The organism is Variovorax paradoxus, assembly GCF_000834655.1.
Classification (GTDB): domain Bacteria; phylum Pseudomonadota; class Gammaproteobacteria; order Burkholderiales; family Burkholderiaceae_C; genus Variovorax; species Variovorax paradoxus_F.
On record NZ_JXQQ01000015.1, the window covers coordinates 60103 to 74413 of the forward strand.

Annotated in this window: 15 protein-coding genes; 5 read left to right on the forward strand and 10 right to left on the reverse strand. The window is 60.7% G+C overall.

Annotated elements, in window-relative coordinates:
- Nucleotides 1-115: 115 nt before the first annotated feature.
- Nucleotides 116-799, reverse strand: coding sequence for a transcriptional repressor LexA (gene lexA / locus RT97_RS07805; protein ID WP_007836939.1), 684 nt, complete (start codon nt 797-799; stop codon nt 116-118).
- 73 nt (nt 800-872) lie between these two features.
- Between lexA and RT97_RS07810 the strand changes: the two genes are divergently transcribed.
- Nucleotides 873-1835: an asparaginase gene (locus tag RT97_RS07810; protein ID WP_042578217.1), complete on the forward strand. Its 963-nt coding sequence runs from the start codon at nt 873-875 to the stop codon at nt 1833-1835.
- Nucleotides 1836-1861: 26 nt separating this feature from the next.
- On the opposite strand, the gene adk is transcribed toward RT97_RS07810, so the two are convergent.
- From adk to RT97_RS07840, 6 genes are all read right to left on the reverse strand, one after another.
- A complete protein-coding gene (adk, locus tag RT97_RS07815; protein ID WP_042578218.1) occupies nt 1862-2518 on the reverse strand; it encodes an adenylate kinase in 657 nt (218 codons plus the stop codon).
- A gap of 124 nt (nt 2519-2642) precedes the next feature.
- Entirely contained in the window at nt 2643-3416 is a 774-nt protein-coding gene (gene kdsB, locus RT97_RS07820) for a 3-deoxy-manno-octulosonate cytidylyltransferase (RefSeq protein ID WP_042578255.1), read from the reverse strand.
- An 8-nt stretch (nt 3417-3424) separates the two neighbouring features.
- Complete coding sequence (locus tag RT97_RS07825) at nt 3425-3607, reverse strand: Trm112 family protein (protein ID WP_007836935.1); 183 nt, start codon at nt 3605-3607, stop codon at nt 3425-3427.
- Nucleotides 3588-4619 (reverse strand): tetraacyldisaccharide 4'-kinase, encoded by a 1032-nt coding sequence (lpxK, locus tag RT97_RS07830; RefSeq protein ID WP_042578219.1) that lies wholly within the window; start codon nt 4617-4619, stop codon nt 3588-3590. The genes RT97_RS07825 and lpxK overlap by 20 nt, the downstream gene beginning before the upstream one ends.
- Entirely contained in the window at nt 4620-5045 is a 426-nt protein-coding gene (locus tag RT97_RS07835; RefSeq protein ID WP_042578256.1) for an ExbD/TolR family protein, read from the reverse strand.
- A gap of 100 nt (nt 5046-5145) precedes the next feature.
- Entirely contained in the window at nt 5146-5778 is a 633-nt protein-coding gene (locus RT97_RS07840; protein ID WP_042578220.1) for a MotA/TolQ/ExbB proton channel family protein, read from the reverse strand.
- 313 nt (nt 5779-6091) lie between these two features.
- On the opposite strand from RT97_RS07840, the gene xseA reads away from it, so the two are divergent.
- Nucleotides 6092-7420, forward strand: a complete 1329-nt coding sequence (gene xseA / locus RT97_RS07845) for an exodeoxyribonuclease VII large subunit (RefSeq protein ID WP_042578221.1) — start codon at nt 6092-6094, stop codon at nt 7418-7420.
- Between the two features lie 39 nt (nt 7421-7459).
- A complete protein-coding gene (locus RT97_RS07850) occupies nt 7460-8041 on the forward strand; it encodes a superoxide dismutase (protein WP_042578222.1) in 582 nt (193 codons plus the stop codon).
- A gap of 79 nt (nt 8042-8120) precedes the next feature.
- Here the strand turns inward: RT97_RS07850 and RT97_RS07855 are convergent, their stop codons facing one another.
- The 3 genes from RT97_RS07855 to RT97_RS07865 all read right to left on the reverse strand — a co-directional run bounded on the left by RT97_RS07855 (nt 8121) and on the right by RT97_RS07865 (nt 9337).
- Nucleotides 8121-8582: a DUF192 domain-containing protein gene (locus RT97_RS07855; RefSeq protein ID WP_042578223.1), complete on the reverse strand. Its 462-nt coding sequence runs from the start codon at nt 8580-8582 to the stop codon at nt 8121-8123.
- Nucleotides 8583-8677: 95 nt separating this feature from the next.
- The gene (locus RT97_RS07860; protein ID WP_042578224.1) at nt 8678-8866 is read right to left on the reverse strand and encodes a hypothetical protein; all 189 of its coding nucleotides are present in this window, start codon (nt 8864-8866) and stop codon (nt 8678-8680) included.
- A gap of 147 nt (nt 8867-9013) precedes the next feature.
- Entirely contained in the window at nt 9014-9337 is a 324-nt protein-coding gene (locus tag RT97_RS07865) for a hypothetical protein (RefSeq protein ID WP_042578225.1), read from the reverse strand.
- Between the two features lie 218 nt (nt 9338-9555).
- On the opposite strand from RT97_RS07865, the gene icd reads away from it, so the two are divergent.
- Nucleotides 9556-10815 carry an NADP-dependent isocitrate dehydrogenase gene (gene icd / locus RT97_RS07870; RefSeq protein WP_042578226.1) on the forward strand — a complete coding sequence of 420 codons (1260 nt, stop codon included), beginning with the start codon at nt 9556-9558 and terminating at the stop codon, nt 10813-10815.
- 908 nt (nt 10816-11723) lie between these two features.
- Entirely contained in the window at nt 11724-14309 is a 2586-nt protein-coding gene (locus tag RT97_RS32430; protein WP_080898223.1) for an SIR2 family protein, read from the forward strand.
- The last annotated feature ends 2 nt before the right edge of the window (nt 14310-14311 follow it).

The following is a 14311-nucleotide window of genomic DNA, read 5'->3' on the forward strand; positions in this document are numbered from 1 at the left end:
TTGAACACAGGCAGGATTTCTTGAATCGGCCGCGACAGGGTGATGGCGACTTCGCGCCATACGCCCGCCACCTGTTGCGGCCGGATGGGGTGCTGCTGCAAGCAGGCTGCAGGGCCTACATCAGCATGGTGTTGCGGATGAGGCCGACCGCGAGGCCCTCGATTTCGAAGGGCTCGCCGGGTTGGACGATGATGGTCGGGTAGTCGGGGTTCTCGGCGTGCAGCTCAATCACCTGCTTGTTGCGCTTCAGACGCTTGACGGTGACTTCGTCGCCCAGGCGCGCCACCACGATCTGGCCGTTGCGCGCTTCCTTGGTGGCCTGCACCGCGAGCAGGTCGCCGTCCATGATGCCGGCATCGCGCATCGACATGCCGCGCACCTTGAGCAGGTAGTCGGGCTGGCGCTGGAACAGGGTGTTCTCCACGTAGTAGGTCTGGTCGACGTGCTCTTGCGCGAGGATGGGCGAACCGGCAGCAACGCGACCGATGAGCGGCAGCGCCAGCTGTGCCATGCCGGGCAAGGAGAGCGAGAACTGGCCACCTTCGCGATGGCGCGTTTCGTTGAGCGAACGCAGCGCATCGCCCTTGAGGCGGATGCCGCGGGAGGTGCCGCTGACGAGTTCGATCACGCCCTTGCGAGCCAGCGCCTGCAGGTGTTCTTCGGCGGCGTTGGCCGACTTGAACCCCAGCTCGGTGGCAATTTCGGCGCGCGTGGGCGGCGCACCGGTGCGCGCGATGGCGCTCTGGATCAAGTCGAGGATCTGCTGCTGGCGGGCGGTAAGCTTTACGGCGAACTGCATATGTGGTTCCTTGCGGCACTGGCTAGATATCCAGTACCTGTATTTTTAACCAGTTTTTGGAAGTTGACAAGTCATGGCCAATTCCCCGTTGCCGGAAGTGCGTCGAGTGGTGGTTCTGGGGACCGGCGGGACCATCGCCGGAAAGGCGTCAAGCAGCGGTGACAACATCGGCTACACCGCGGGGCAGGTGGGCGTGGCGGACCTCTTGGGCGGCATCGAAGCGCCCGCGGGCATCAAACTGCTCGCGGAGCAGGTCGCACAACTCGACAGCAAGGACATGGCCTTCGACGTCTGGCACAAGCTCGCGCAACGCTGCGTGCATTGGCTCGCACAGCCCGACGTGGCCGGCGTGGTGATCACCCATGGCACCGACACGCTCGAGGAGACGGCTTTCTTCCTTCACTCGGTTCTCGCAACAGCGAAGCCCGTGGTGCTGACTTGCGCGATGCGCCCGGCCACGGCGCTCTCGCCCGATGGCCCGCAGAACGTGCGCGACGCCATCGCGCTAGCGGCGACCGCGGGCGCGCAGGGTGTGATGGCGGTGTGTGCCGGTACGGTCCACAGCGGAGTGGATGTGCAGAAGGTGCACACCTACCGGCTGGATGCTTTTGCATCCGGCGATGCCGGACCTATTGGCTATGTGGAAGAGGGCGCGGTGCGGCGCGTGAGGGAATGGCCGGCTGGGCCGTTGTCCCCGTCGTCGAAGGCGCTGAGCGCACCGGGACCCTGGCCCCGCGTCGAGATCGTCATGAGCCATGCCGGCGCGAGTGGCGCGATCATCGATGCGCTCCTGCGCGAGGGCGCAGAGGAGCCTGTCCGCGGGCTGGTCCTCGCAACCACCGGCAATGGCACCGTGCATCACGCGCTGGAGGCCGCGGCGCTCAAGGCGCAAGACGCGGGCATTGCGGTGCTGCGCGCAACGCGTTGCACCAGTGGCCGCATCTTGCCGAAGCCCGATGACCGACTGCGTGACGCAGGCGCGCTCACGCCGGTGAAGGCGCGCATCGCGCTGATGCTGGAACTGCTGGGGAAATAGCCACCCTGTCGAAGGGCGGCGGGGGATCAGCTGCTCAGTGCCGCCAAAGCACGTTGCGTGATTTCGTCGACCGTGCCGACACCCTTGATGGCGCGGTACTTCGGCGCTGCAGCCGGATCGGCCTTGGCCCAGGCCGAGTAGTAGTCGACCAGCGGCCGCGTCTGCTGGCTGTACACGTCGAGCCGCTTGCCGACGGTTTCTTCCTTGTCGTCCTCGCGCTGGATCAGGTCTTCACCGGTCACGTCGTCCTTGCCTTCGGTCTTGGGCGGATTGAACTTAACGTGGTAGGTGCGGCCCGACGCGGGGTGCGAGCGGCGGCCGCTCATGCGTTCGATGATGTCGCCGAAGGGCACATCGATCTCGAGCACGTAGTCGAGCTTGACGCCTGCGGCCTTCATGGCATCGGCTTGTGGAATGGTTCGAGGGAAACCGTCGAAGAGAAAACCACCGGCGCAGTCGGGCTGGGCGATGCGCTCTTTCACGAGGTTGATGATCAGGTCGTCGCTCACCAGCGCGCCTGCGTCCATGACGGCCTTGGCCTGCAGTCCGAGCGGCGTGCCGGCCTTGACTGCGGCGCGCAGCATGTCGCCGGTCGAGATTTGGGGGATGCCGTATTTCTGGCAGATGAAGGCTGCTTGCGTGCCTTTGCCCGCCCCGGGCGCGCCCAGCAAAATTAGTCTCATGGTGTCCTCGGACGGTTCTTAGATTTTGTGTCACGCCCAGCGTCGGCCCGAGGGCTGGGCAAGGCGGATTTCACGTCGAGGATAGCATGCGCCCCCGTAGGGAATTCCCTCCGTGGCGCACGTCTTAAGAGGCTGACCCGGTGGCAAAGACGGCACGCACGCGCGCCAGATCCTCGGGCGTGTCGATGCCAGGCCCGGGCGCGACATGGCTCACATGCACCGCGATGCGATGCCCATGCCACAGCGCACGCAATTGCTCGAGGGCTTCGGTCGCCTCGACGGGCGCCGGCGGCAGCGACGGAAATTTCCGCACGAAGCCCGCGCGATAGCCATAGATGCCGATGTGCCGGAGCGGCGCGGGCGTGGGCAGCACCGTCGGCGCCGCGCCACCAGACGAGCCATCGCGCCACCAGGGAATCGGCGCGCGGCTGAAGTAGAGCGCGTTGCCCTGCGCGTCGAGCACCGCCTTCACCACGTTCGGATTCATGAAGTCGCCCAGCGAATCGATCTCGTGGGCCGCAGTGCTCATCGCCGCTTCGGGATGCAGGGCCAGCGCTGCCGCTACGGCATCGATCAGTTCGGGGTCGATCAGCGGTTCGTCGCCCTGCACGTTGACGACGATCTCTTCGCCATCGAGGCCCAGTTGCTCACAGGCCTCGGCCAGGCGGTCGGTGCCGCTCGGGTGGTCCTGACGGGTCAGGATGGCCTCGACGCCATGCGCCCTGCATGCAGAAATGATGGAAGCGTCGTCGCCGGCCACGACCACGCGCGATGCGCCGGACTGGCTGGCGCGTTGAGCGACGCGCACGACCATCGGCAGGCCTGCAATGTCGGCCAAGGGCTTGTCTGGCAGCCGGGTGGAGGCCAGGCGCGCTGGTACCAGGACGGTGAAGTTCACGGGTCCGGTCACAGACCCAGCTCTTCGTCGGACAGCGTGCGCGCCTCGTTCTCGAGCAGCACCGGGATACCGTCGCGAACCGGGTAGGCCAGGCGCGCGCTGCGGGAGCACAACTCCTGCTTCTCGGGATTCCAGGTGAGGGGGCCCTTGGTCACGGGGCAGACGAGCAGTTCAAGCAGCTTGGTATCCATCGGTCGATGATAGCTTTGCGTCGAGCGCGGCGAAGAATTCCGGAGCCGGCTCGAAGTGCAGCGGCACCGCAAGCGCGTCAGGCGCTTGGCGCCACAGCTTGACTGCATCTTTCTCGGTGCAAAGCAGGGTGTATTCGCTGCCGGACGGGCGCTGCCATGCGTCGAAGTCATGGTGGTCGGGCAGCGCGATGGTCTCGGCGAGCGTGAGGCCGCGGGCGCGCAGCATGTCGAAGAATCCCTCGGGCCGCGCGATGGCCGCCAGCGCGATCAACGGCTTGACTGCGAGGGTCTCCAGCGGAACGCGCTTCCCGTCGCTCGTGATCGCATCCTGCGCTAGGCTGCGCGTGGCTGTGTAGCCGCCGGCAAAGGCAGGCCGCTCGCCGCTGTGGAGCACCAGATCGCAGCGACGCGGCCAGGGCTCGCGCAACAGGCCCGCCGGCAGCAGCCAGCCGTTGCCGATGCCTCGATCGTCGAACACGCAGATCTCGATGTCGCGCGCCAGCGCCAAGTGTTGTAGGCCGTCGTCGCTCACGATCACCTGCGTGGTCGGATGCCGCTGCAGGAGGGCGCGCGCAGCCTCGACGCGGCGTCGCGCGACGAAAACCGGGGCGCCTGTGGCGTGGCGAATCAGGGCCGGCTCGTCACCGACATCATGGGGATCGTTGCCGTCGAGCACCTCGCGGCAATCGTCGGTGCGTCGACCGTAGCCGCGCGACACGACGCCGACTTGGAGTCCCCGAGCCTGCAGATGCCGGACGATGGCCATAACGACAGGCGTCTTGCCCGCGCCGCCCGCAATCACATTGCCGACGACGATCACGGGAACAGGCACGCGTTCGGCCCGGAGCCATCCGATTCGATAAAGCCAGCCGCGCAGTGCGAAGAGCGCGCCGTACAGCAGCGACAGCGGCCACAGCAGGCAGGCCAGCAGGCCGCGGTGCAACCAGGCGTCCTGCAGCCGCGAGGCGGATGCGCCGGATGCGCCCGTGCTGCTGCGGCCCCGTGATGGCACTCAGTGCCCGGCTTGCGCCGTCGACTGGGCGGCGAAGGTGATCTGCATCAGGCCGGCGCGGCGAGCGGCTTCCATCACCGTGACGACGGCCTGGTGCGGGCTGCTCGCGTCGGCGCTGATGATGACCACGCTGTCCTTGCCGCCGGTGGCTGCGGCGCCGAGTGCTGCGGCCACGGTGTTCACGTTTCGATCTGCCACCGCAGCCTTGTTGACCGTGTAGCGGCCATCGGCGGAGACCGTGACGATCACTTCCTTCGGATAGTCGCGCTGCGCGTCGGCGTCCGCCGTCGGGAGCCGCAGCTGCATCTCGGTGAACTTGCTGTAGGTGGTCGACAGCATCAGGAAGATCAGGATGACCAGCAGCACGTCGATGAACGGGATCAGGTTGATCTCCGGCTCGTCGCGCGCCCCGTGGCGAAACTGCATGCGGGCGCGGGTCATGACGAGCCTCCGCAGGGCCGCCCCAAGGAGGCGGCGGCCCCCTCGTGGGGCAGCGCAGCACACGCAGTGGCAAGCGTGGGGGTCTTCATTTGCGCAGCGCGTTCAGGTGGCGTGCGAAGCGCTCACCCGAGAGTTCGAGGTTCAGCAGGTACTCGTCGACGCGGCTGCGGAAGTAGCGCCAGAAGATCAGCGTCGGAATCGCCACGATCAGCCCGAATGCGGTGTTGTACAGGGCGATCGAGATGCCGTGCGCCAGCTGCGCCGGGTTGCCCGAGCCGACAGCGCCGCTTCCGGGCGACTGGGAGCCGAAGATCTCGATCATGCCGATCACCGTGCCCAGCAGGCCCAGCAGCGGCGCGGCCGAAGCGATGGTGGCCAGTGCCGGCAGGTAGCGCTCCAGCTTGTGCGCGATGGTGCGGCCCGAGGCCTCCATGGCGGCGCGAAGGTCGTCTTCGGTGCAGCGCGGGTTGGCGTTGAGCGCACGCAGGCCCGCGGCCAGCACCTGGCCGAGCATCGAGTTGCGTTCGAGTTTGGTCACGATGTCCGGTCCGGGAACGGACCCACGCGAGACGGTGATGGTTTCGTCGAGCAATTTCGGCGGCAATACTTTCACGGTCTTCAGACTCGTGAAACGTTCTATAACCAGCGCGAGCGCGACAACCGAACAGGCGAGCAGCGGCCAGATCGGCCAGCCCGCAGCAACAATGATGGAAAACAAGAAAATCCTCCGGCCCGTAGACTGCAAATGCGCGGCGATTATCCACCGAGCCCACCATCGGCATGCGGCTTGTTTGCGTGTCAGCAAGGACGCACAGATTCTGTGGATAACTTTGTGATTAACCTGCTTCGCAACGCGCCCGAGCCCGCACGGGCGGGCCTTTTCGCTAGATCGATTGAATTTTGAGCAGTACTTTTTTGAATCAAATCAACTACTTGCACGAGAAACCGTGCGCCTGCCCCGCATGGGGGGCTTCGGGCAAGGGGTGCCGGGTCTGTTGTGGAAGAGTGGCTTTCGGCCGCTCGCATGATTTGTGAACTCGCGTGAAACGAATGTCGCGCCCGGGCCGCGCATCTGGGCGGTCGGGGCGTTGTGCCGGGCGGTCGCCGATGCGTTGGACGCGCGTTTCAATCCGGTGGCGGTGCGCGGCGAGATATCGGGTTTTTCGCGTGCTTCGAGCGGACATTGTTACTTCTCGCTCAAGGACGAATCCGGCCAGTTGCGCTGCGCCATGTTCCGTCGCGCCGCCGGATTGCTCGATTTTTCGCCCCGCGACGGCGACCAGGTAGAGGTGCGCGGCCGGCTTGCGGTGTACGAGCCGCGCGGCGACCTGCAACTGGTTGTCGAAAGCCTGAGGCGTGCAGGGCAGGGTGCGCTGTTCGAACAGTTCCTGCAGCGCAAGGCGCGACTCGAAGCCGAAGGCTTGTTCGATCCGGCGCGCAAGCGTGCGCTGCCCACCATGCCGCGCGCAGTGGGCGTCGTTACCTCATTGGGTGCCGCCGCGCTGCACGACGTCGTCACCGCGTTGCGGCGGCGTGTGCCGCACATCCCCGTGGTGCTGTCGCCGGCAGCGGTGCAGGGCGCGAATGCGCCGGCCGAACTCGTGCGTGCGCTGCAATCGCTCTATGCGATGGAACCCGCCGTCGATGTGATCCTGCTGGTGCGTGGCGGCGGCTCGATCGAGGACCTCTGGGCCTTCAATGACGAGACGCTGGCGCGGACCATCGTGCAGAGTCCGGTCCCGGTGGTGAGCGGCGTCGGGCACGAAACCGACTTCACCATTGCCGATTTCTGCGCCGACCTGCGCGCGCCCACGCCTACTGCGGCGGCCGAACTCGTCAGCGCGCCGCGCGACCTGTGGCTTGGAGCCATCGACCTGCTCGATGAACGTCTGGGCGACGCATTGGGCGCACGCCTCGATGCACTCGGCCAGCGGCTCGACCAGGCGGCGGGGCGGCTTGGCCGGCCCTCGAACCTCGTCGCGCGCCAACAGCTGCGGCTCGCGCATCACGCACAGCGTCTGCACTACGCGGTAGTCGCGAGGGCCGCGCGCCTGGCGCAGGTGCCCCGTGCCATGGCCGCCGATTTCCCGCTGAAGTTCGACCGCGCGCTGGTGCAACGGCGCGAACGCCTGGAGCGCGTGGCGCTGCGTTTGCGGCTGCTCGATCCGGCACTGGTCCTGCAGCGTGGCTACGCCTGGCTCACCGATGGCTCGGGCCGCGCAGTCGTCAGCGCGAAGAAGCTGCATGCAGGCGATGCGGTGGTCGCACGGCTCGCCGATGGCGAGGTGGACCTGACCGTGACGCATGGAGGGGGCAACGACGGGAACACGTCCGACGCGCCTCCAAAAATTAGTTCCTAAAATCCTTTATTCCCCACAACCAACCCACGAGAAAAAACCATGGAACATGTGCTCCCACCCCTGCCATACGCCCTCGACGCGCTGGCACCCGAGTATTCGAAGGAAACCCTCGAGTACCACTACGGCAAGCATCACAACGCCTACGTCGTGAACCTCAACAACCTGCAGAAGGGCACCGAGTTCGAAGCCCTCACGCTCGAAGAAATCATCAAGAAGGCCAGCGGCGGCATCTACAACAATGCCGCCCAGATCTGGAACCACACCTTCTTCTGGAACTGCATGAAGCCGCAAGGCGGCGGCGCACCGACCGGCGCGCTGGCCAAGGCCATCGATGCCAAGTGGGGCAGCTACGACGCCTTCAAGGAAGCCTTCGTGAAGTCGGCTGTCGGCAACTTCGGCTCGGGCTGGACGTGGCTCGTGAAGAAGGCCGACGGTTCGGTGGACATCGTGAACACCGGCGCTGCCGGCACGCCGCTGACGACTGCAGACACCGCGCTGCTGACTGTCGACGTCTGGGAGCACGCCTATTACATCGACTACCGCAACCTGCGCCCGAAGTTCGTCGAGACCTTCCTCGCCAAGCTGGTGAACTGGGACTTCGTTGCCAAGAACTTCGGCTGAGCCAGGTTTGTGCACGAAAAAAGCCGACCCTCGGGTCGGCTTTTTTGTGGGCTGTATATGGGCTACAGCCAGCAGAAACTCAGCGCTTGACGGCTGAGAACAGCTCGCCGCCGAGCTTGGCGCCTTTCTTGATGTTCTTCTTGGCGAACCAGCCCTGGTTCATCTCGAGCACATAGCGCACAGGCTCCTCGGAGCAATGCGAGTTCTCGGTCAGTGGCTGCATGTCGACCAGGTTGACGATGCGGCCGTCGTCGGCAACGAAGGCGGCGGTCAACGGCAGCAGGGTGTTGCGCATCCAGAAGCACTGCGTGGCGGGCTGCTCGAACACGAAGATCATGCCCTCGGCCTGCGGCATGGTCTTGCGGAACATCAGGCCGATTTCACGCTGCTGGGGCGTCTGGGCGATCTGGGTGTCGATCTTGTACAAGCCGACCGACAGCTGCGTGCGCGCAAGGTCGGTCTGGGGTTGCTGCTGTTGGGCATGCGTCGGCATCACGAAGGAGGCGGACAGCAGGAGCAGGGCGGCTAAACGCTGAAACATCGGACAACTCTTTCAAGGCAAGGGCCGCAGTGGCCCGGCCCGTAACCAATAAAAAATGCCCGCTGATGCGGGCATTGCCGGGTGGGCTTGAAAGCTTACACCTTCTTGGCGGCAGCCGTGTGGGCCTTGGCAACGTGGCGAACCTTGTGCTTCTTGACTGCGTGCTTGGCCTTGGCCTTCTGGGCAGCAGGTGCGGCCGGGGCGGCAGCGGCGGGTTCAGCGGTTTGGGCAAATGCACTGGCAGCGAAAAGACCGGCGACCAGGGCTGCGAGCAGCTTGTTCATGAGAAATCCTTTGATATCGTTGATTTGGATCACCTCCCTGTGGAAGGTGCACATTCAACGAAGCCCATTGCACGCGGTTGACAGTACTTCGCTGGCGGCGGGCGAAAAAAAAGCGCTCCGAGGAGCGCTTTTTCAGGGGACGCCAAATTACTTGGGCGTGCCGCCTTGGGTCGACTTGCGCTTGACGCTGCCGTCCTTGTTGCGACGACGCTGGTCGCGCGTTTCGGCGCGCTTTTCGCCAGAGGCTGCAGCCTTGTCGGTACCGACAGCACCGCCTTCAGGCGTCTTGGCGATGTCGCCAGCGGGAGCAGCCACTTGACCGGCGGGCTTGGCTTCCTTCTTGGCTTCAGCACGTGCTTGCGGCTTGCTGTTGGTTGCGTTCCCTTGTTCGGGCGTGGCGCCGGCCGGGTTTTGGGCATAGGCGCCAGCTGCGAACAGACCAGCGATCATGACTGCGAGAATTTTGCTCATTGAAGATTCCTCTATCGAGAATTGGTTGGAAACGCCTCCCGGCGAGCAGAAGGTCAGCCACTAACGAGCCCATTGGCCCCGTGGTTGACAAACGCCAGCTGATGGGCAGCGTCTAAAATGTACAGCGATTTGTTAGCCGTTTGTACACCGGAACCCCCTCGCTGTCTGAATTCGCTGACAGTCGTCAAAATTACACCACTCCCGGAGCCTTCGCCCTCATGCCCAGCTATCAGCACATCAAAGTCCCGGCCGAAGGCCAGAAGATCACGGTCAACGCCGACAACTCGCTGAATGTGCCTGACCAACCGATCATTCCCTTCATCGAGGGCGACGGGACGGGGCTCGACATCACGCCGGTGATGCTCAAGGTGGTGGACGCCGCGGTGGCCAAGGCCTACGGTGGCAAGAAGAAGATCCAATGGATGGAGGTCTATGCCGGCGAGAAGTCGACCAAGGTCTATGGCCCCGATGTCTGGCTCCCCGAGGAAACCCTGCACGCGGTGCGCGACTATGTGGTCTCCATCAAGGGCCCGCTTACCACGCCCGTCGGCGGCGGCATCCGCTCGCTGAACGTCGCGCTGCGCCAGGAACTCGACCTTTACGTGTGCCTGCGCCCCATCCAGTATTTCGAAGGCGTGCCCAGCCCGGTGCGCGAGCCGCACAAGACCAACATGGTCATCTTTCGCGAGAACTCGGAAGACATCTACGCCGGCATCGAGTTCGAAGCCGAGAGCGACAAGGCCAAGAAGCTCATCAAGTTCCTGCAGGACGAGCTGGGTGTGAAGAAGATTCGCTTCCCCAATACCTCCGGCATCGGCGTGAAGCCCGTGTCGATCGAAGGCACCGAGCGCCTGGTGCGCAAGGCCTTCCAGTACGCCATCGACAACGACAAGCCCAGCGTGACCATCGTCCACAAGGGCAACATCATGAAGTTCACCGAAGGTGGCTTCCGTGACTGGGCCTACGCCCTGGCCGCCAAGGAGTTCGGCGCCGAGCTGATCGACGGCGGTCCGTGGATGAAGTTCAAGAACCCGAAGTCGGGCAAGGACATCACCGTCAAGGACAGCATCGCCGATGCGTTCCTGCAGCAGATTCTTCTGCGTCCCGCCGAATACAGCGTGATCGCCACGCTCAACCTCAACGGCGACTACGTGTCCGACGCGTTGGCCGCACAGGTCGGCGGCATCGGCATCGCCCCGGGCGCGAACCTGAGCGACACCGTCGCGATGTTCGAAGCCACGCACGGCACGGCGCCCAAGTACGCGGGCAAGGACTACGTGAACCCCGGCTCCGAAATCCTCTCGGCCGAAATGATGCTGCGCCACATGGGCTGGACCGAAGCGGCTGACCTGATCATCAGCGCGATGAAAAAGTCGATTGCCAGCAAGCGGGTGACCTATGACTTCGCGCGCCTGATGGAAGGTGCGACGCAGGTGAGCTGCTCGGGGTTTGGACAGGTCATGATCGAGCACATGTAGTCAATACGTAAAGCGCTTTGACGTCATAAGACGTTGCTGCATCGAGCCCTCGAATTTCCAAAGGAATTCGAGGGCTTTTTCTTGGGCGCGTGGATGCGCGCATTACCAATAAGCGAGGAATCAAGCCTTGCAAGTTCTTTGCGGTCTTTCTACATAGCTACTTGAATCCCTAGAGCCTGATGCCCTGGACTAAGAGCTAGCCTTAACTTGTCAATGCCCGTGGCGGCAGCGCGCGAAAAGTTACGGCGCAGATGAGCTCCTTACGAGACGATTGGCGACACTCATAAACGGAATTTCGATCTAAAAATGAGGGTCGAAAAACTGCTGTTAAGGAAGCTCACATTATGGGAGTCGGACGTTTGTCGTTAGTGATCGATGAACTTGCCTTAGGACGTTTTCAATATGTCGTTCTGGAGCATGTGGAAGATGCGCGCGAGCTTTTAATTTTTCGACGCTTAAAGGTTGGAGGTGGTACTTACCCAAGTCGCCCTGATGCATGGTTTGCAGGACTGGCGGCTGTATCAAGGATCCAGGCCAAAAGGGGCAGAGTGATAGCGAACCTGACGGCCTCGCGAGAGCCTATAAACAACGCCACATACGTTCGCATACATGATGAATCTAAGTAGGACTTCACTTGAGAACAAGAGGTCCAGCTTTCGGCCTCAAGTTCGCGACGTAGAGGAGACCCCTTTAGGCAGGCCTACGTTGTGACACGCTTTCACTCGAAGTGATGGGTCGATGGCGCGCCACTTTCGTCGAGTTCTGGATACATCGCGCTATCACGCATGGACATGTGGCGACGAGAATGTAACGATAGTTTGCTCTCTCGTGGCCCCAGCAGTTGAGAGCAGCGTAAGGTTCGCGATTGCGAGACCAAACGTCGCAAAGTCTATTACTAGGAATTAAAAATGGTAGCGAGTGAGCTTGAAGCGTTGGGAGTTGAAAGAAAAACCGCCCAAACAATTATTCGAGGTATCGCAGAGGGGCAGTACCAACTCATGTGTGGTGCTGGAGTTAGTCTGGGGGCTCCAGGAGGAGACGGCGTTGAACTTCAGCTCGCGAAAAAAACTTCCCAAGATATAGCCAAAGTTTGCAAATTTAATTTTGAACAAGATGAGCTTGATAACTTGTCTTTTGTCTACGAAGAAGCGAAAGCTAACGAAGAGCGCACGCTCAGGGAATTTCTCCTACGCCGATTTACTGGCTGCAAGCCAACTTGGCAGATAAAAATTCTGCAAATTTACTGGCGGCGTATTTGGACGTTGAATATTGACGATGTTCTAGAAGTTGCCTTTGAAGACATAAAAAACCGGTTCCAATACGGAAAGCTGTCAAGCATTTCATGGCGCGAACCTCTGCGGCCGGTCGCGGTATCGGACAAGGAGCTCCAGATTGTCCATTTGCATGGAATTGCGGAGCGTTTAAAGAACTACAAAGATGATGTTGTTTTTTCTCCGCTTGAGTATTCCGAGGTCACTCAGGCACTGCCACCTTGGCACGCCGCTTTTCAGTCAAGCTATGTGCAAGACCCATTTATCATTTGCGGCGCAAAATTTTCGGAGGAGCCTGATTTTATTGTTGCCACAAGAATGAGTAATCAATCAATGACCTCGGCCGGCATTCCTTCGCTGATTGTGACGCCGGGGTTTAGCGTCGCTCAGGCCGCTAAATTGCAGCGCTTTGGGTTGATTCCCGTTAGTGCGACCGGCGAAGCCTTTTTCGATGCTGTTCATGCTGACTTAAATAAGTATAGAAAAAATAATGAAGAGAAAATAAAAAAATACCCTCCGGGCGTTATCGAGCGATTTGTGGGGCAGTTTAGAGAGTTGCTTCATACGGATGTCGCATTTAGAGTCGAGGGTGACTTTTATAGCGGCGACCAACCCTCTTGGAGCGATGTTCAGGCAGATCGAGATGTAGAGTTGAGCAAAACTTTTCATGCGGCGCAACTCATGGTGGCGCGCAAGAATTTCGTGGGTTTGTTGTATGGCGCGTTCGCTACTGGCAAATCGACAGGCATTCTTCGGTTGGCCAAAGCTGCGTTATCGCTGGGGCTGAGGCCGTACCTATTTAGGAATGAAAATGCAATTGACGTAACAAGTGCGTTATCTTTTATGGACTTGACGCCAGAGGTTGTTCTCCTATTCGATGACGCGGCAGATCATAGTGCTGCCATTGGGCGCCTCGTTCAAAGTTGCGCAGAAAGAGGGTTGCCGTGCCGCATTTATGCAACCGAGCGGATTAGTCGAATGCGTGGTCTGCGCTTAGATGTCGAGGATAAATTCAGAGTTGAGTTTCCATATCGAACGCTAACTCCCCTGGATATGCGAAAAATTGTCCGAACTCGACGATTGGCGGGGCGGTTAGGAAAATATGCTCAACGAAAGAACGTCGATATTGAGCATTTGATGAAAGAGTCTTGGCGAGCGGAACTTGTCGAATGCCTATCCCAAATTGAGTTCGGCGAAGGTTTTCGTTCTCGAGTTGCGAGATATGTCGCCTCTGAGCTAAATGCTGGCGCCAATCGCGAATTGATTGCCGCAATTGCATGTACGCATCGATTTGGACATGCTCTTCCCCTAACTCTCGCTCTTTCACGGGCTGGTGGATTTGAGTCCCTAAAAATCTCTTTGGCAAAAGATTCCGATTCAGAAAGCCTAATCATCCGAGATTCACACGGAGTCAGGTTGCGCCATCGAATAATTAGTGAATACGTTTGGGAAAGTGTCTTGACGTCCGAGGAGCGATATGCTTCGGTGGTAATGGTTGCTAAGAATCTGGCGCCGCTTATAAACCCCTCCACAATTATCTCCAAATCAAAACCGCACAGAATTGTTAGGGAGTTGCTGGATCAAGAGGCTTTGGTTAGGGACGTTGGAATAAGGGCGCCGATTATTTTTGATGATTTGGAGTATGCGTATGGTTGGAGTTCTAGATTTTGGGATCAGCGCGCTTTGCTTGAATATGAGTTGGAGCACTACGACAAAGCATATTCTTTTTCGCACAATGCGGTGAGTCTGGAGAAGCATGCATTTGCATTTACCACGCTAGGTACGATTTGCCTTAAAGAAAGTATTCGCCTTGCGATGATTGAAAAAACAAAGGCGAAGGAATTATTCTTCGAGGGCACCGACTCGCTGGACAGTGCAAGACGAGCTTCCGAGCGGCTTGGGATGTCCTTTGAGCATCCGTTCGTCGCTTTTTTTTCGTTGACAGCACGATTCGTCACAATGCTTCCGCCGGAAGATATCGAATTTACTGCGATTAATGAGCTTTGGGGTGTCTGGACGCGAAACGCTAAGGATGCTGCCTGCTTTCAAAATGAAGTTGGTCGCAAGCGTTTGGCGGATCTCAAATCAATGTGGATGAAAGCTCAGTTGGCAAGAGAGCGCGCGCAAGCGGATTCGGGACAGGAAGTGGAAATGGCGGTGAAATCAAAAAATAGAAACCGCAGAAGAAAACACAGAAGTCCGGACGATCGCTCGTCGGGTTGACA